The following is a 16,771-nucleotide window of genomic DNA, read 5'->3' as shown; positions in this document are numbered from 1 at the left end:
TCGAGGACGGCAAGAGGTACAAAACCCTCAAGCGCCATCTTGGGAAGCTGGGGCTGACCCCCGACCAGTATCGTGCAAAGTGGGGACTTCCCGCTGATTATCCGATGGTCGCGCCGAGCTATGCCGAGAAGCGCTCGGAACTCGCCAGAAGCAGCGGCCTCGGCCAGCAGCGAAGGAAGGCTGCCGCAAGAGCAACCGTTGCGTCCGATGAGACGGGAGCGGCTCAGCCTGAGGCTTCAAAGCCCAAGCGTCGCGCACCGTCCAAGACAAAGACCAGCGAGTAAGCTCGAAGCATCCTTGGGCTGCTTAGCTGAACACTCTCTCCACTAACTCAGGCGCGGCTTTCCGACTTCGCCGCTCAAGGCTTGCAGCCTGACCCTATGGGCCTCCGCCATTGGCAGAGATCGGGCGATGCAAACACCGTCAACAAAGACCGCCTAGGTCTGTCTTGCCTCGTCATCCACCTCAATCGAGACGTTCATGGGTTTGTCCCTTCGAGTGCTGAAATCCTTGTAAGACAACGTGAGCTGGATTGCGCGGTTCTCAGTGGTTCACTTGGGCAGGTTTTCTCATGGCGCACCCTAATTAAGAGAGATGAGACTGCGGACTGCTGTTCCTCTCCCATCGGACCGCTTCCTCGCCATCCTCCTCATCGGCGCGGTCTCGATCGCGCCTGCACCGGCACAGGAGAGTTTTGATCTCTACGAGCGCAATGCCTTGGCCGCAAACTACACAGCGCAGCGGGATGCCGCCTATTGTCTCAAAACTGCGAAGTGTGAGGGTGTGATATTCCCAAGGATGGTGGAGGCTTGCGCTTGGCGGATTGTGATCCTCGGATCCGGCCACCATTGGGTGAACGAGTCGGACATCGAGAACTATCAAGACGAGTGTGTTTCCAGCCTGTCAGCCCAGGAACAGGGTGCTGCCCTCGCTCAGGCTGAGCAGTTGTTCAAGCGCATTTACAAGCGCCCCCTCCCGCCACTGAATCGATAGAGAAGACGCAAGGCAAGCGGGAGAGAACCGAGCCGGAGCCGAAAAAGAACCCGGCATGGGGCCGGGTTCGTGTCTATAGGAGACAGTCATGAGCATAAAAAGGGCTGCTGATCAACGCCTGATGCCATGGTCCCGTTCCTTGTGTCCGCTTATACGCTCCTGCCGCGCCGCGAGAAGTACCAGATAGCGACGACAACGATGATGATCAGCAGGAACACCCATCAATAATCCATAATGCCCCTGTGGCTGCTCCAGCATTACCAACCAGAGGAGCGAGGTCTGTGCCCAGGCAGACGAGACAGCCAGGAAGGTGAAGCCAATCAGTGCTGAGGAGCGCCGCGATGCGAATTAACTGTGTTGTACCGATGCACTATTACGGTCTGTGGGCCGGGCTCCCCCACGCTTCTGCTCGGACAGGCATATTCGTGGATGGCGGCCGTGTTTGCGCAACTAAGACGGTTATCGTCAAGTCCCAGCCACCCGCTTATCCCTTTGTCTTGCCTCAATGGCCTAAAGGCAGCAGTGCCGCAGTCTTGTCCAATTGCGTGCTGAGAGCTGTACACCTTATGCACCACACCCCAGCCTCAAGGAAAGTAGAACGATAGGCTGGTCACAGGAGTTGGAAGCACATACCCCAAAGCAGCCGGATCATCTCAACAGGAGAGAGGTCATGGACGAGAAACAGGGAATCGAAACCGGGCAGGTTGGAAACGTGCAGTCCAATGGTCCAAACCAAGCAGGTGGCCATAGAGACACGGCCCGAGGGAGCCCTCAAGGAAGCGGAGCCTCAACCGAAAGCTTGGTCGATCAGGCGCGGAACACCGCCGCTGATCTTGCTGGCCGAGCCTCCGATGTCGCCCGCGAGGCTTACGATCAAGGCCAGCGGTATGTCCGCCAGGCAGGCGACCGCTACCCGGAGGCCCAGCGCTACTATGAGCGAGCCACCCAGACCATCGAGCACCAAGTCACTGAGGCCCCGCTCGTCTCGCTACTGGCGATTGGAGCGGTCGGCCTCGGTATGGGCTGGCTCATTGGTGGTCTGAGCAGAAGCCAGGAGCGTGCGCCATCTCGTGGCAGGAGCAGCAGGGACTTCCCCGGTCAGCGCTCGGGCAAGCCTCTGATCGAGAGTGACCGCGTGGAAGGAACTGCCGCCTACGACCGCAGCGGCAAGCGGATCGGCACGGTCGAGCGGGTGATGATCGACAAGATCAGTGGACATGTGGCCTACGCGGTGATGTCGTTCGGCGGCTTTTTCGGCGTGGGCGCGGATGAGTATGCCGTCCCCTGGCGCATGCTCGATTATGACACCAGCTTGGGAGGCTATCGTATCCAGATTACCGCGGAGCAGCTTCGGCGTGCGCCGAGTCTCTCAGGCAGTCGCAGTCAGGACTGGCCGGATCGGCAGAGCGAGCAGGACCTGCATGACTACTATCAGGTGTCCTACTACTGGCTCCTGCCCTGACGGTCTCGACAGGCAGGCGACAGAAGCATTCCATTCCCGGTCCTCTCGGAGGACCGGGGACTTAAGCATGGCGGATGGCTCATAACTGGCCTGCGGTGGCTTCGGCGCGGCCAGGACCTCGCGGGAGAGCCGCCGATCACCGATGATTTCCTGGATTCATGGATCTGGTAGACCGTCCTTAGCTGAGCAGAGGGCGGTGATGGCGGACGCGTCCTGGTTCAGCCGCGTTGTGGTCGGGAAGCTCGTGGCCTTGCGCCACCCGTCCCGACTGGGACAGTCACCTGCCCAAGCGGCCGCCAGTGTGGCTGATTTCGCACCATGGCAGCGCGAGGTGCTCACCCTCGTTTACTAGGGCAGAAGTGATCCCGAAATCGGGACAGAGCTCAAGCTCGCCCGCAACCACTTCGCCTCTCTGTACCAGAGCTCTGGGTCTACCGACGCAACGCTCGGGTTGTCTGGGCGCGGGAGCGCGGCATCAAAGGTGAGGGTGCCGCGGCCAAGCTCCCGAAGGCACCAAAAAGAGGTGCAGAAGAACCGGGTCGGGTAGTGCCAGAAAACCAGAAAAAATAATAAGGAACCGCAATGATTTGAATAGGTTAGCGCTCATGGCGGGCCGGCCGCCAGCATCAGCCTTGGTGAGCTGACGCGCTTTTGCCGATGCCCGCTCGTGTCTCAGTTCGTGCCTCGTGCACGAGAGCAGCCAGCCCAACGCGGAGACGAGAGATGAAGCTTCATATAATGATCCTCCTTGCATCGACGGCATTCATGCCCGCCGTCGCTGTGGCGCAGGCTCCTCAGGCCGCGCCACGACCGGCCGCAGCTCAGCCCGGCTCCCAAGTCCCGGCCGCCGCTGACTTCGTGAACCGAGCCGCGATTAGCAACATGTTCGAGATCCAGTCGAGCCAGCTTGCACAGCAGAAGGCGCAGAACGACCGGGTTCGCCAGTTCGCGCAAAGCATGGTTCAGGATCATACGGCTGCTGGAGACAAGCTGAAGGCAGCCGCGCAGGGAGTTCAAGGAGCAACAGTCCCGACCAGCCTCGATCAACCACACCAGCAGATGGTGCAGACCCTTCAGAGCGCGTCGGGTCCCAGCTTCGAGCGGGACTACGTTCAGATGCAGGTAACAGCCCACCGCGATGCCGTGAACCTGTTCGATCAGTACGCGCAGAACGGCGACAACCAACAACTCAAGCAGCTCGCCCAGCAGACACTTCCGGCTCTGCGTGAGCATCTCCAGTCGGCGGAGCAGATTCAGAACGCATTGCCGCCCGCCCGGGTCGGTGCGACGCAAGGTGGTCAGCAGCCGCAGCAGACAGCGCAGAGCCAGGCCGGACAGGATCCATCCCGCATCGTCGTCCAGCAGCCAGCGCCGACGGTTCGGGTCGATCAGGCTTCACCACAGGTGACAGTTCAGCAGCCCCAGCCGAATGTGACAGTGCGCCAGCCCCAACCCGAGATCCTGGTGCGTCAGCCGCAGCCGACAGTAACTGTGGATATCCCTCAGCCTGAGATCATCGTGCGCATGCCGCAGCCGGATGTGAACGTCGCGATGGCCCAACCGCAGGTGCAGGTGAACCAACCCCAGCCGCAGGTCCAGGTGGTACAGCCGCAACAACAGCCTCAGGTGCAGGTCCAGCCGGCTGAGCCTCGCGTGCAGGTTCAGCAGGCACAGCCGCAGGTGCAGGTGCAAGGGGCCGACAACCAGCCGAACGTACGCTACGAGCGGGCTGAGCCGCGGGTGGTTGTCAACCAGCCTCAGGGCCAGCCGAACGTGCGCATCGAGCGTCAGGGCGAAGGCCAACAAGCCAACGCTCAGCAGGCCCAGCAACAGACAGCAGCCCGGCCTGCCGACACCACAGCCCCTCAGGCGACGGGCGCCTTGCCGGGAGCGCAGGCGCTCACAGTATCGCGCATCGATGACATGAACCTGTACAACACCCAGGGCAACGAGTTGGGCGATGTCGAGCGCGTGGTCCAGGGGCCCGATGGTCGGCAGTACATCGTCATCGGCGCAGGTGGCTTCCTGGGCATGGGCGAAAAGCACGTTGCGATCCCCACGGACCGCGTGGCGCTGCGCGGGGACCGACTCGTCACCCAGGACTTCACGGAGGACCAGATCCGCGCCTTGCCGAGCTTCGACCGCAATGACCGCAGCTTCCGCCAGCTTGAAGGCAGCCAGCCGGTCCAGGTCAGTGTTGTTCGGTGACCATCGAAAACACAGAAGGGCGGCCGGTCGCAGCCGCCCGAGCCTACGAGTACGACCCTTGGCAGAAACTTCAGGAGAGTGATCCCATGACCAAGACCGTTACGTGCCTATACCGAGATCGGTCGACCGCCGATGCAGTCGTCAGCCGCCTCGAGCAGGCCGGCATCGCGCGCGGTGTCATCGATGTTTATTCCGATGACTCCGCCGACCTTATCGGCGATCTGGAAGACGCGGGCGTGCCGCGCTCGGACGCTTATGCCTATGCGGAAGGCGTGCGGCGCGGCAACTCGCTCGTGGCGGTGGAATGCGGCGACGGCGAGACTGATCGGGTGGTGAGCATCCTTGACAGCGAGGACGTTCTCGATCTCGACGAGCGGCAGGCTGCCTGGCGTTCGGAGGGATGGCAGGGGTATGACGCTTCGGGCGCCGGCAGCACCGGCGGCCTGGCGGGAGCCTCGGACATGTCCCGCACCAGGACCGGAACGGCCGACACCGCTGGGCGCGATGAGGTGATCCCGGTGGCCGAGGAGGAGTTGCACGTCGGCAAACGCGAGGTGAACCGCGGTCGCGTGCGCTTGCACTCGCGTGTGATCGAGCGTCCCGTGCAGGAGCAGGTCACCCTGCGCGAGGAGCGGGTCGCGGTGGAGCGCCGCCCGGTCTCGGGCGCCACGCAGGCTGGCACGATTGCCGGCGATCCCTTCCAGGAGCGCACCATCGAGGTCGAGGAGCGGGCCGAGGAAGCTGTCGTCTCGAAGGAGGCGCGTGTGGTCGAGGAAGTGGTGGTGCGCAAGCAAGCCGACCAGCGCACCGAGACGATCTCCGACACCGTGCGCAAGACCGAGGTCGACGTCGAGGACGAGCGCAACGTCCGTGGCACCGGTACCACGGGCTCGAGCAACCGCACCCGCTGACGACACTGGGAAGCCGGACCGAGCCGGGCTTCCCTTCCCATCCTGGGCTTTCGGCCTGGGGCATCACATTGGGCCGTGACACGGCGCAAGACAGGAGGTTGCGATGGGACTGCTGGATTCAATACTGGGGAACATGATGGGCGCGGGAGGCACCTCAATGCAGGGGCGCGGCGGAGCGACCTCGCCGATTGTCAAGGCGCTCATGATGCTCCTGGCCGCCAAGGCCTTTCAGCACTACCGCTCCGGTTCGCAGAGTGGTTCGTCGGGCGGTAGGCTCGGGGACATGCTGGGCGGCCAGGGCGGTCTTGGCGGCATGCTTGGTGGCGCTGGAGGCCTCGGCGGAGGAATGCCCGGTGGTCTCGGCAGTGCCCTCCCGGGAGGCCTCGGGGGCTTGCTGGGTGGGCTGCTCGGCGGTGCTGGCGGGGGCGGCCTGGGAGGTTTGTTCGACCAGTTCCGTCAGAACGGCTACGGCGACCACGTGGACTCCTGGGTGAGCCCGGGCCAGAACCGTCGGATCGCGCCGGACGAGCTTTCGCAGGTGCTCGGACCGGACACGCTCGACGAGCTCGAGCAGCAGACCGGGCTGCCGCGCCAGCAACTCCTGTCCGAACTGTCGGAGGAGCTACCCGACGCGGTCGACCAGTTCACCCCGGACGGTCGGCTGCCAACGGAGCAGGAGGTCTCCTCCCGCTGGGTCTGAGTGGCCCGATCACCGCAAGGACTGAAGGATCCCGGCCCTTGCGGTGAGAGGAACGCGGGCTTGGGGCCAACGTTGATCCGTAGCCCCTGTGGCTGGGAGAGGACCATGATGCTCAACAGGCTCTACGCTTCGATGATCGTGACACTCGCCGCGGTGAGCGAGGCCCTCGCCCAGGCCACGCCGCCTGCGACATCCGGCTCGCCCGCCGCGCCCGCAACAACCGATGGCGGCGCCTCCTGGCTGTGGATCATCATCGGTCTGGCGATCATTGCCGGCCTCGTCTGGTACTTCATGCGCGGGCGGTCACGGAGCACGGCTGCCGGCTCAACGTCTGGCTCCTCCGCGACGTCCGGTGCGTCCACGAGCCACCCCAAGGTGTTCGACAACGACAAGCGCAAGTAGCTACCGTCCATGGGAGTACGGGTCGCCAAGGCCGGGTCCCTCGGCTCGGGGCCGGGACAATCCGTCCTTGGATGTCAGCGGTAGGGTCGATGGCTGGTCATCCAGCTCGCCGGGCGGATGCTCCGGTGTCTTCTCGGGCGAGTTTCGCTGGGTCCGGCGGCGCCATGCCTCCCGCACCTCCTCTCGGACGCTTGGCCGTGGTTTTGAGAGGGTGCGCCAGATCAGCAGGGTGCAGGCCTTGCCCACACCCAGGATGACGGCCAAGCCGTACACCACGATCACGGGCGAAAAGCTCTCGTCCATCCAATTCCCGAGCTCCGTGTCACCTATAGGTTCCAACGCTCCTGCCGAGGAACGTTGATGAGGATGTGCGGTTGATCTCCTGCGGAGGCAACCTGTGCTCCCACAGGCCTCCTTGACCGGCTTCCGTAGACTGGGCCCCATTCACTGTCCGAACGGGGCTCCTTGTCCTTGGCATGCCTGGCATACGCTTGAGCCGCATCCCCTGCCTGGAAGCAGGAGAGGCAACGGTGCGGCACGATCGCCTGTGACGGGAACCTCGCCAACGCTCGATGTGTTCACGACATTCGCGCGATGGGAGAGCGGGCTATGCAGACGTGGTGGCTGACGGCCTTGGGCTTGGCAGCGGGGCTGTGCACCAGCCTCAGCTTCGTGCCGCAGGTCATCAAGGCTTGGCGTGAAGGAGACACCGAAGCGATCTCGAAGCGCATGTACGTGGCTTCGCTGATTGCCTATGGCCTGTGGATCGTGCACGGGCTGATGATCGTGAGCGTGCCCGTGATCCTGTTCAACGCCATCAACGTAGTCTTCGCCGGCATTATCCTCGTGCTGAAGCGCCGCAGCCTCAAGTCAGTGGGAGCGCGCTGAACCATGGATCTATCCCTCTCAACCCTGACTGGGTTCGCCGCCGGCTGCATCGGTCTCTACAGCTTCATGCCGCAGGTCGTGAAATGCTGCCGGACTGGCGATGTCGCGGCGCTTTCCCTGCGCATGTTCGCGGTGCGCACCTTCGGGCTCCTGCTCTGGACGGTTTACGGCTACGCACTTGGCAGCCTGCCCGTGCTGATCTTCAGTGCCCTCGGGCTCGTGCTGAGCTCGATCATCTTGGTCTTGAAGGTCCGCGGCTCCCGTACGCAGCCCACGAGCGAAAGCTGCCGTCAGCCCCACCCGGATCGGAAGGACAAAAGCGCGGCTGAACCCATCACGGGTTGAGCCCCAGGCTAAACCTGCGACCTTGCCCCGGCTCGTTGATGATGATCTGCACCGCCTCACGGTCACTCACCTCTCAAGTTTCGTTGAGAGGTTTTGCCGCCGCCGGATTGCATACGATTTACATGAGAGGTTGAAAACGGAAGGTCGGCTGCGGGTCTTGGTCGTGTCAAAACGCTTCGGCAGAGGACGGATCGCAGCTTTCCCCGCTCCAAAGCCCTTCACCATCACCGGCGAGTGCGGATTGGCTCATCGGCGATGGAATGAAGCTGCCATCGTCTGTTGCGCGCGAATCCGGCCTGTCACGGGCTTAATGGCACGAGCAAAGCCCTGCTCCTAGGCCCTGAGGGCAGCCATCAGCGGCTGGATGCCCAGGATGTTCAGCACCCGGGTGAGATTGTAGGCCAGCACGTGCAGGGCCATCTCGCTGGCCACCTTCCGCAAGGTCTTCATCAGGAGATGGGTGGCGCCCATGCGCAGCTTAATCGTGCCAAACGGATGCTCGACCACCTCCCGCCGCTGGCGCATGGCCTGCGGGTTCAGATCAAGCCGGCTCTGGACCGCCTCCAGAACATCCTCGTGCTCCCAGCGCACGATCCGGCGCTCCTTGGCCGTCGTGCAGTGGCTCTTCAGCGGGCAGGTATGACAGGCCATGGTCCAGTAGTGCCGTAGCGTCAGCCCCCGCTCGACGTTGCTGAAGTAGTACTTGAGCTTCTCGCCCGCCGGACAGCGATAGGCATCCTCGTCGGGCAGGTAGACGAAGTCCTGCTTGCCAAACCGCCCATCCGCCTTCGAGCCGGAGGTCATCGGCTTGGGCAGGGTGACGGTCACTCCCGCTTGGTCGCAGGCCAGGATCTCCGCGCTGTCCCAGTAACCTCGGTCAGCGACAGCCTCGAGCGTCTCCGCCTCCAGGACAGCCTTGGCTTCCTTGCCCATGACGGAGAGTTGAGCGCGGTCGCAGCCGTCGTTGGTCACCTCATGGGCCACGATCAGATGATGCTCGGTCTCGACCGCCACCTGCACGTTGTAGCCCACCACTCCGGAGCCGCGCCCGCTGGTCGCCATCGAGCGGGCATCGGGATCGGTGAGCGAGATCTGCTGGTCGGGAGAGGCCAGCATCTGCGCCTCCAACTCGGCCAGACGCTGCATCTCCTGCTCAAGCCGGGCGATCTTCTCTTTCAGCCGGGAGGTCCTAGCCGCCAGGGCTTCTGTTGGATCATGCCGGTCAGCCGTGTCGAGTTGCCGGAGATAACGCGCCACGCTCTCCTCGATCTGGGCGCGGCGGCGCTCGACCTTCGCCCGCGTGAAGTTGCGATCCCGGTTGTTCACGGCTTTGAACTTGGAGCCGTCGATAGCCACGCTGGCAGTGCTCAGCAGGCCCAGCTTGCGGCAGAGCACAACGAACTGGACGCAGACCTGACGGATGGCACGGCCATTGTCCTTGCGGAAATTGGCGATGGTCTTGTGATCGGGGCTCAGGCGGCCGGTGAGCCACATCAGCTCAACATTGCGACCGGCCTCGCGCTCCAAGCGCCGGCTCGATTGCACCCGGTTGAGATAGCCGTAGATGTACAGCTTGAGCAGGCTAGCGGGATGGTACGACGGGCGTCCGGTGGCTTCGGGCACCACCCCGTCAAAGCCCAGCGCCCTCAGATCGAGGGCATCCACAAAGGCATCGATGACGCGCACCGGGTTGTTCTCATCAACCCAGTCCTCCAGGCTTTCGGGAAACAGGGTGGTCTGGCTGCGATCCACGCCTTCGACAAAGCGTCTCATCGGATCCCCCAAACATGGCTGGGCTCTCCTACCACTCCCTGCCCTGTCCCGCCGCCAGCGTTTTTACACAACCAGGGTCATGGGCAGCCGTACGGCTTTGCCGTGTGAACGTCCGCTTTTCGCCTGCAACCTGCCGTCTAGTACGCTGCGGCACGACCGGTTTGAGCTACAGACCGTGCGAGGTAAACAACCTGCTCTAGGTAGGTCAGCCAGGTGTGAGGCGCCGCACCGAAACAGATCGGTCGATCCAGTAATGTTGCCGTCGCAGGCGGAGGCTTGTGCCGCTTGCTAAGAATGGCCCCGCCGCTGGAGGACCCCGCATGACAGCTTCACCAGTTCTGCTCGAGCCCACCATCGCCACTCCCGGCTTTGGGCCGGTTTCAGCCGCTGGAGAAACCTTGGTTATCCGGGAGTGGAACGACTCCGGGCCATCCTACCTGCACGTTCACCACTGCGACGATGAAGCTTGGCACGTTCTGGAAGGATGTCTCCGCTTTCGGTTCGAGCACGGCGAGGTTGACGCTCCGGCCGGCACCACTGTCTTTGTCCCGGCCGGTCTGGCTCATACCTACAGGGTCATAGAGCCGAGCCGGTACCTGATCTTTCTCACGCCACGATTGGATCGCCTCATCGCGCGCTTGAGAAGCCTCGAGGATCGATCTCAGTTGCGGAGCACCTTGGCCGAGTTCGATACGGAAATGGTGGAGTAACGTTCCCTCCCCTTCGCTCCCGTGAATGAGTTCTAGGGGTGGGAAATCCGTTCCTGCTCCGATCCTAGTTTGGGATTCTAGCCTTCTGAGCGAGCCATATATCCGATAACGAGGTGTAATGGCATGCTCCACATCTCGTACAGTCTACCGACAGCAAGCTAGGGAGCGCAGAAGATGAGTGATAGCAAAACTAGGGCACCGGTTCAGGCGGCAAATCATGGGGTCGCTTGGGAGAAAGCCTTCGGATATGTACAGGCTATCAAGGTGAAGGATACAATCTACGTCTCCGGGCAATTGAGCCACGACTCTGCGGGCAACCTTGTGGCTCCTGCTGATCTTGATGAAGCCGGAAGGCCGCAATCGTTCGACAACATGGAAGCGCAGATCCGCCAGACTTACGAGAATGCGCGTATCCTGCTGGCGCAGTTCGGAGCCTCCTTTGATGACGTCGTAGAGGAGACATTGTATGTGCTGGATGTCGACGCTGCGTTCAGTGCGGCTTCGAAGGTTCGCAAGCAGGTTTATGGCGCAGAGATCCCGCAACTCGCGAGCAACCTTATCGGCGTGTCACGGCTCGCCTTCCCGCAACAGCTCGTTGAGATCACGTTCCGAGCTGTAGTCGATCGATAGAATGCTTTGGCGGAAATTCTGGCGACGCCGCTCGGCCCAGGCCGGGCGGCGTTCTCTGTGGCAACGGTCCTTGTGCCCTTAGTCGTCTAGGATCTTCGGGCGCTTTGGGTCATCGTCTGCCGATCCCCTGGCCTCCAGGAACGTCCGGTGATCCTCGCGAGAGCAGACCCTCAGCTTACTTCCGAGAGGTGCCAGAAGGCGACATTCGTAACATTTGCTGACCCAACAACTTACCTTCTTCGAAAAAGCCTGCGGCTCACCTGGGCATGCATCAATCGCTGAGCACCTCAAGCGCAGCCGGGAACTTCGGTCTGGCCGCCCTGTTGTTGGATAGCTCGGCCCATCGAGCCGGGAACAGAGTTGCGCTAACTGGAGCTGATGCATGAGTGATATGGAGCATTCCGACCAACCGACCCCGGCGACACCTGGGAACCCGCCTTCGACGAGCCCAACCAGTTCGACGGAAGCGGCGGTCGGAACGCCTACGGATCCGGCCGGATCCACGCCTGAGGCCTCAACAGAGACTGCTCCAAACGAAAGTGCCACGGCCGAGGTCGCTGCTCCGCCGAACGTGCAGGAGCGTCCGAAAACCAAGGGTGTGGCCGATATCGTCTTCCTAGTCGACGTCAGTGGCAGCATGTCGCCCTGCATCGATGCGCTCCGCCGAAACATTGAGGCCTTTATCGACTCCTTGAGCCGGGGCGATGCCAACAACGCCGCCCCCGTGAGAGACTGGCGCGGCAAGGTCGTCGGATATCGTGACATCGAAGCGGCCCAAGGCGAGGGGCTGCCCTGGATCGTCGATCATCCCTTCGTGCGCGATGCAGGAGCACTCAAGACACAGCTCGGCACCTTGCAGGCGAACGGCGGCGGCGATGAGCCGGAATCGCTTCTCGATGCGCTCTACAAGGTTGCCTCCATGGAAGCGGTCCCGAAAGGTTCCCAGACCGAAGATCCGGCTAAATGGCGCTACAGGAGCGATGCGGCTCGCGTGGTCATCGTCTTCACCGATGCGTCGTTCAAGGAAACCATGAGCCTTCCCGAGGCGAAGGGTGGCTCGCTCCAGGATGTGGCAAACCTGGTCATGGCCAATCGTATCATCCTCAGCCTCTTCGCCCCCAACTTCGAGGGCTATGATCGCCTGAGTCAGATCGACAAGTCGGAATGGGAGGTCGTGGAGTACGAAGGCTTGAACCCGCAGGAGGCCTTGCAGAAGTTCACGTCCGATCCAGTCAATTTCCGCAACACCCTGAAGCAGCTCGCCGCCAGTGTCTCGCGCTCGGCAGCGACCGTGGCGCTGTAGACACCCACCCTGTCACAGTGAGCACGAGCCATGGCCAAGAAGCTGAAGGTCGGCGACAGGATCCGGCAGTACCGCGTCACGAAGGTCTTCGGGCCGGGTATGATGGCGATCTCTTATGGAGCTGAGGCGCTGACCGGTGAGAAGGTCTTTCTGAAGCAGTATAAGTCTCCTGCTCCTACGGTCGTCTGGTACAAGGCGTTCATCGCCTACCAGAACGAGCTCGGAGCCCGCGTCCGGAACGGGCGAGCGGCTCAGTTCGCAGTGCGGCAGGTGGATGCGTTCGAAGAGGTCTGGGGCGGCCCCTGCTACTTCCAGGCCTTCGAGTTCGTCGAGAACGGCGCCGACCTCCAGCAAATGCTCGATGAGGAACGGGAGCAACATCGCCGCACCAAGGTGCCCGCCACCAACAACTCCGCGGTTTGGGCCCGTCATGTCACCTGGGCTAAGGTCTTCATGACCGGAATGGCGGCGCTGCACGAATCCAAGATCGTCCACGCCGATCTGAAGCCGGCGAATGCATATCTGATCCAGGACCCGACGATCAGCTCGGGCTACCAGCTCAAGCTGATCGACATGGACTTTTCGCTCTTGGCTGACCGCCGCGCACCTTGGCATGGCCACCAGGGCTATGTCGGCACCGACAACTACCGCTCTCCCGAGCACATGACCCGCGGGGGCGTGCCGGGGCTTGCCTCCGATGTCTTTACCTGTGGACTGATGCTCTACGAGCTTCTCGCCGGCTACCATCCCTATTGGGTCGAGGACCAGGCGGAGTATGCAAGGCTCGTCCAGAGCTATGCCGCCAAACCTCCGGCACTGGCTGGGGTGATGCCGGCACCAGCGAGCAATGCCGAAGTCAGCTCCTTCCTGCACCGCTGCCTTGCACCGGACCCCACCGCGAGACCGACGGCTGCGGAACTTCGGGCTGTTCTGAGCGGGCGCGGCGCAGGGGCATCCACCACCAAAGAAGGCTCTGCTGCGGCCACTGGCGACGGTGCTCCACGAGCTGCCGCCGAGGTGATCCTGTCCGACAGGATCGAACTGCTGGGCCCGGACGGACGCTCACTCCAGATCGGGGTCAGGACGGAACTTGGAAAAACTCTGGTACGGCAGTTCGGGCCGGACAGCGAGTTCTGGGACAGCCGTCAGTGTATCCTGGAACGCCATTCCGGGCGGCAATGGGTGATAACGCCTGTGGCCGGTACAACCAATGAAACCCTCGTGAACGGTGCAGCGCTCACAGCGCCTCGCCCGCTTAGGCAAGGAGATCGGATCGCCGTCGGACGCCAGGCGAAGGGCATCGTCAAGATGCCGCTCACGGCGCGGGCACTCCCATGAGCCTTCCTGGCGGACCTGAAGCGCCTGAGCCCGTTTCTCCAGACGAGAAGCCGGAGGAGCGGGAAGCGGCTTCAACGATGAAAGATGTGCCCAGAGACCAACCTGCGGCACAGGATCCTGCACAACCGCCAGAATCCCCTACGTCGGATGCTTCCGTTGTAGGCGGGGAACCGAAATTGGACGATGCGGCACCTCCGCCGGTGAGCGAAGAGCTCCCGCAGAACATGAGCAGTCTGCCTTCTGACACTGCTCCCACCCCCGTTATGGCGCAGCCCCTCTTACAGATCGTGGAGGTAGAAGATCTGAACTGGCAGGCTGTCCGCAAAGCGGCCAACCCGGCCTCCATCCGCTCCAACATGCGCGCGACAGTGGAGCGGATGGAGGCGCTGCTCGACAAAGTCGACGGACCCGGCATGCTGTTCGATAACGACCGCACCGATCCCGCCGACAAGGTGATCCAAGTGTCCGACTTGGATACCGGAAATCCGTTGTGGATCATCGGTGATTTGCACGGCGATCTTCTGGCGCTCGAGGCTGCACTGGCGGCGATGCGCGATCCGACGCTGCCATCTGATGGAGCCCAGACCCGGATCGTGTTTCTCGGAGATCTCTTCGACGATGAAGGCTTCGGGCTCGAAGTCCTTCTCCGCGTGTTCGAATTGATCGTGGACGCTCCCGATCGCGTGTGCCTCATCGCAGGCAACCACGACGAGGCGCTCTCTTATGATGGCGTGCGGTTTGCCTCTAGCGTGACCCCGTCGGACTTCGCGGATTTCCTGAATGCCAATCTCGCGCATGAATGGATCGAGCGGGCCGGCAAGATGGCCGTGCGTCTGTTCGCGCGTGCTCCCCGTGCGCTCTTCTTTCCAGACGGTCTCCTGGTGGCCCATGGAGGCTTTCCGTTGGCGGATCTGCACGCGCGGCTCGCTGAAACGAGAGATTGGAATGACCCTCAGTGCCTGTCGGACTTCGTCTGGACCCGAGCGCACCCGAAAGCCCGCAAGAAGCTCCCGAACCGCTTCTCGCGGGGAAGCCAGTTCGGGTATGAGGACTTCGCCGCTTTCTGTTCCCTGAGCGCCAGTTTGGCGCGGCCGGTCACGCACATGGTGCGCGGCCACGATCATGTGGAGGAGAGATACGCTGCCTATCCAGCCTATCGAGCTCATCCGGTGCTGACGACCGTAGCCCTCTCCCGCCGATTGAGCCGTGAGAGCTTCGGCCCCTACGAGCGCGTTCCCACCATGGCGCAATTTGTCGAAGGAACGCTCCCCCGGGTGTATCGGCTGCACATTCCTGCCGACATGATCCGTGAAGTCTACCCAGAGCTCGCCCCCGGCGGCCCTGATAGTGAAACGATCCAGGAACCTCATTGATGACCGGCGTAATCCTGCGTTGCCCGAACTGCGGCACTTCGAAGGCGACACCTGGCGAGTGCGAAGCCTGTCACGAGGCGCAGGTCCGCTATTACTGCACAAACCACAAGCCCGGGCGCTGGCTCGACGCCTTCGTCTGTCCGGAATGCGGCGCGAAATTCGGCGACCCGGTCCGCCCGGCGGCAAGGCCCGTTTTGCCTGCCGCCCCGCCTCGTCCACGGATCACGATCTCGCCCGCTGCACCGCCGCGCCCGGATCCCCTACCATCGCCCCCGAGAACCAGCGCTACACCCTGGGGTCGCGGAGAACGGGAGAGGTCGCCCGATCCGGATCGAGGTGCAAGCGATGAGAGCGCCTCGGTGCGCGATGTCCGTACGGCAAGAATGCTGGAGATCCTCAGGGCCGCTTCACGTGCCGGCCGCATGTCCCGAGGAGCAACCTACACCACCCCGGAACCCCCACCGGTTGGGGCGGCGCTGGGCGGCTGCTTAATGCGTTTCGTGATCCTGGCGATGTTCCTGCTTATCGGCTTTTTCCTGATGCTCTCGCTTGTGGGTGGATCCCTGTTCGGGGGTTATTACTACTGAAGTGGTGGAGCACTGGACAACGGATTTGCGAGGAGTGCTCGAACCTAGAACTGCGGCACCAGACGATCTCGCCAGTGACAGCGTTCGAAGGTCCGTGTTGGGTCAAACTGAGCCATTCAGCGCGACCGTAACAAGGTCCGCTTTCTGGCTGATTCCTGACTTTCGCTGATTCTGGCAGTAGGGTTCGACCTGCGGGCAAACCGATGCGATAGCGGGGAAAAGCTCAGTCAGTTGAGCTTGCTTCCCATACGCTTCCCAATCCGGTTTTCTGGGAAGCAGAACCAAACTAAACCAGCGACTAAGTGCTTGATAAAGTTTGGTGAGCGCGCTGGGACTCGAACCCAGGATCCTCTGATTGCAAGTCAGATGGCCTAATGCACCTGCTCCGCCACCACTCAATGCCCCGGCAGGACCAGGATGGTTGGGGTCTTCGGAAGTGTGGCACGGGACAGGGTGATGGCTGCCGTGTCGCTGAACTCCACCGGGAAGTACGCTCGGGCGGAGGCGAGAAAGCGGTTGAGGGTTGACGGCCCAAAGTAATGCATCGGGATCATGAGTGGGGCATTGATCGCGCGGAGCACCTCCATCATGTCAAACGTCTCGAGCGTGTAGCCGCCATCCACCGGCACCAGCAGAACATCGATCCGCCCCAGCCTCTTCAGGTGCTCGGGCGAGAGGGTGTGATGCAGGTGACCCAAATGCGCGATGCACAGCTGAGCGGTTTCGAACACGAAGATGGAATTGCCGTCGTATTCCGTTGCCCCTTGAGAGCTCCGGATGTTGGTCGAGACGTTCCGGATGCGTACATCCTGCACCGTCAGGTCGTGGATGACGGGACCTCCGGCCGGGTTCCAACCCTTGAGCACATGCCTGATAGCTGGATCAGGGTGATAGCTGAAGTGGGTAGCATGAGCCTTGTTCATGGTAGCCACGTCAGGGGTGATGGACGGGCGGCTGCCGTCACTGTAGTCGGTGGCAATCCGCACCCCCTGCGGCGTCTCGATCAGGAAGGTGGCGTGGCCAACAAACGTCAGGTCAACCTCATCCTGGCGCAACGCAGCCCAGGAGAACAGAGCCTCTCGTGTGTTGCCGCCGATGAGAAACTGACCCGGTCGCCGATTCAAATCTGACCCACCGGCTATGCTGGG

General features: G+C 62.4%; 18 protein-coding genes. 15 read left to right on the top strand and 3 right to left on the bottom strand.

What is annotated here, in order from left to right:
* The 7 genes from KBI52_RS06215 to KBI52_RS06185 all read left to right on the top strand — a co-directional run.
* On the top strand, positions 1-284 hold a 284-nt coding region (locus KBI52_RS06215), incomplete at its 5' end, for a MucR family transcriptional regulator (RefSeq protein ID WP_210806129.1).
* A 310-nt stretch (positions 285-594) separates the two neighbouring features.
* On the top strand, positions 595-993 hold the full coding sequence (locus KBI52_RS06210) for a hypothetical protein (protein ID WP_210806127.1): 399 nt from the start codon (positions 595-597) through the stop codon (positions 991-993).
* A 670-nt stretch (positions 994-1,663) separates the two neighbouring features.
* The gene (locus KBI52_RS32745) at positions 1,664-2,455 is read left to right on the top strand and encodes a PRC-barrel domain-containing protein (protein WP_247654221.1); all 792 of its coding nucleotides are present in this window, start codon (positions 1,664-1,666) and stop codon (positions 2,453-2,455) included.
* A gap of 723 nt (positions 2,456-3,178) precedes the next feature.
* Positions 3,179-4,663: a DUF4142 domain-containing protein gene (locus KBI52_RS06200; protein WP_210806125.1), complete on the top strand. Its 1,485-nt coding sequence runs from the start codon at positions 3,179-3,181 to the stop codon at positions 4,661-4,663.
* An 86-nt stretch (positions 4,664-4,749) separates the two neighbouring features.
* Positions 4,750-5,574, top strand: a complete 825-nt coding sequence (locus tag KBI52_RS06195; protein ID WP_210806123.1) for a YsnF/AvaK domain-containing protein — start codon at positions 4,750-4,752, stop codon at positions 5,572-5,574.
* A gap of 103 nt (positions 5,575-5,677) precedes the next feature.
* Positions 5,678-6,274, top strand: a complete 597-nt coding sequence (locus KBI52_RS06190; RefSeq protein ID WP_210806122.1) for a YidB family protein — start codon at positions 5,678-5,680, stop codon at positions 6,272-6,274.
* 105 nt (positions 6,275-6,379) lie between these two features.
* The gene (locus KBI52_RS06185; RefSeq protein ID WP_210806120.1) at positions 6,380-6,676 is read left to right on the top strand and encodes a hypothetical protein; all 297 of its coding nucleotides are present in this window, start codon (positions 6,380-6,382) and stop codon (positions 6,674-6,676) included.
* Here KBI52_RS06185 and KBI52_RS06180 read toward each other — a convergent pair whose 3' ends face one another.
* Positions 6,677-6,979: a hypothetical protein gene (locus KBI52_RS06180; RefSeq protein ID WP_210806118.1), complete on the bottom strand. Its 303-nt coding sequence runs from the start codon at positions 6,977-6,979 to the stop codon at positions 6,677-6,679.
* A 306-nt stretch (positions 6,980-7,285) separates the two neighbouring features.
* Here KBI52_RS06180 and KBI52_RS06175 point away from each other — a divergent pair, with 306 nt between their 5' ends.
* A complete protein-coding gene (locus tag KBI52_RS06175; protein WP_210806116.1) occupies positions 7,286-7,564 on the top strand; it encodes a SemiSWEET family sugar transporter in 279 nt (92 codons plus the stop codon).
* Between the two features lie 3 nt (positions 7,565-7,567).
* The gene (locus KBI52_RS06170) at positions 7,568-7,909 is read left to right on the top strand and encodes a SemiSWEET family sugar transporter (RefSeq protein WP_210806115.1); all 342 of its coding nucleotides are present in this window, start codon (positions 7,568-7,570) and stop codon (positions 7,907-7,909) included.
* Between the two features lie 333 nt (positions 7,910-8,242).
* On the opposite strand, the gene KBI52_RS06165 is transcribed toward KBI52_RS06170, so the two are convergent.
* On the bottom strand, positions 8,243-9,682 hold the full coding sequence (locus tag KBI52_RS06165) for an IS1182 family transposase (protein ID WP_210806113.1): 1,440 nt from the start codon (positions 9,680-9,682) through the stop codon (positions 8,243-8,245).
* A gap of 320 nt (positions 9,683-10,002) precedes the next feature.
* On the opposite strand from KBI52_RS06165, the gene KBI52_RS06160 reads away from it, so the two are divergent.
* The 6 genes from KBI52_RS06160 (at position 10,003) to KBI52_RS06135 (ending at position 15,623) form a co-directional block, all read left to right on the top strand.
* Entirely contained in the window at positions 10,003-10,392 is a 390-nt protein-coding gene (locus KBI52_RS06160; protein ID WP_210806111.1) for a cupin domain-containing protein, read from the top strand.
* A gap of 174 nt (positions 10,393-10,566) precedes the next feature.
* On the top strand, positions 10,567-11,022 hold the full coding sequence (locus KBI52_RS06155) for a RidA family protein (RefSeq protein ID WP_210806110.1): 456 nt from the start codon (positions 10,567-10,569) through the stop codon (positions 11,020-11,022).
* Between the two features lie 382 nt (positions 11,023-11,404).
* On the top strand, positions 11,405-12,325 hold the full coding sequence (locus KBI52_RS06150; RefSeq protein ID WP_210806107.1) for a vWA domain-containing protein: 921 nt from the start codon (positions 11,405-11,407) through the stop codon (positions 12,323-12,325).
* 30 nt (positions 12,326-12,355) lie between these two features.
* Positions 12,356-13,663, top strand: coding sequence for a protein kinase (locus KBI52_RS06145; RefSeq protein ID WP_210806105.1), 1,308 nt, complete (start codon positions 12,356-12,358; stop codon positions 13,661-13,663).
* 77 nt (positions 13,664-13,740) lie between these two features.
* Complete coding sequence (locus KBI52_RS06140) at positions 13,741-15,036, top strand: metallophosphoesterase (protein ID WP_210806103.1); 1,296 nt, start codon at positions 13,741-13,743, stop codon at positions 15,034-15,036.
* Positions 15,037-15,395: 359 nt separating this feature from the next.
* On the top strand, positions 15,396-15,623 hold the full coding sequence (locus KBI52_RS06135) for a hypothetical protein (RefSeq protein ID WP_210806102.1): 228 nt from the start codon (positions 15,396-15,398) through the stop codon (positions 15,621-15,623).
* 395 nt (positions 15,624-16,018) lie between these two features.
* Here KBI52_RS06135 and KBI52_RS06130 read toward each other — a convergent pair.
* Positions 16,019-16,771 (bottom strand): MBL fold metallo-hydrolase (locus KBI52_RS06130; RefSeq protein WP_210806101.1); only part of this gene is annotated, 753 nt, incomplete at its 5' end.

The organism is Microvirga sp. HBU67558, assembly GCF_018069605.1.
GTDB classification, from domain to species: Bacteria; Pseudomonadota; Alphaproteobacteria; order Rhizobiales; family Beijerinckiaceae; genus Microvirga; species Microvirga terrae.
Note: the sequence above shows the minus strand (reverse complement) of the source record. Positions and strands in the feature narration are given on the sequence as shown.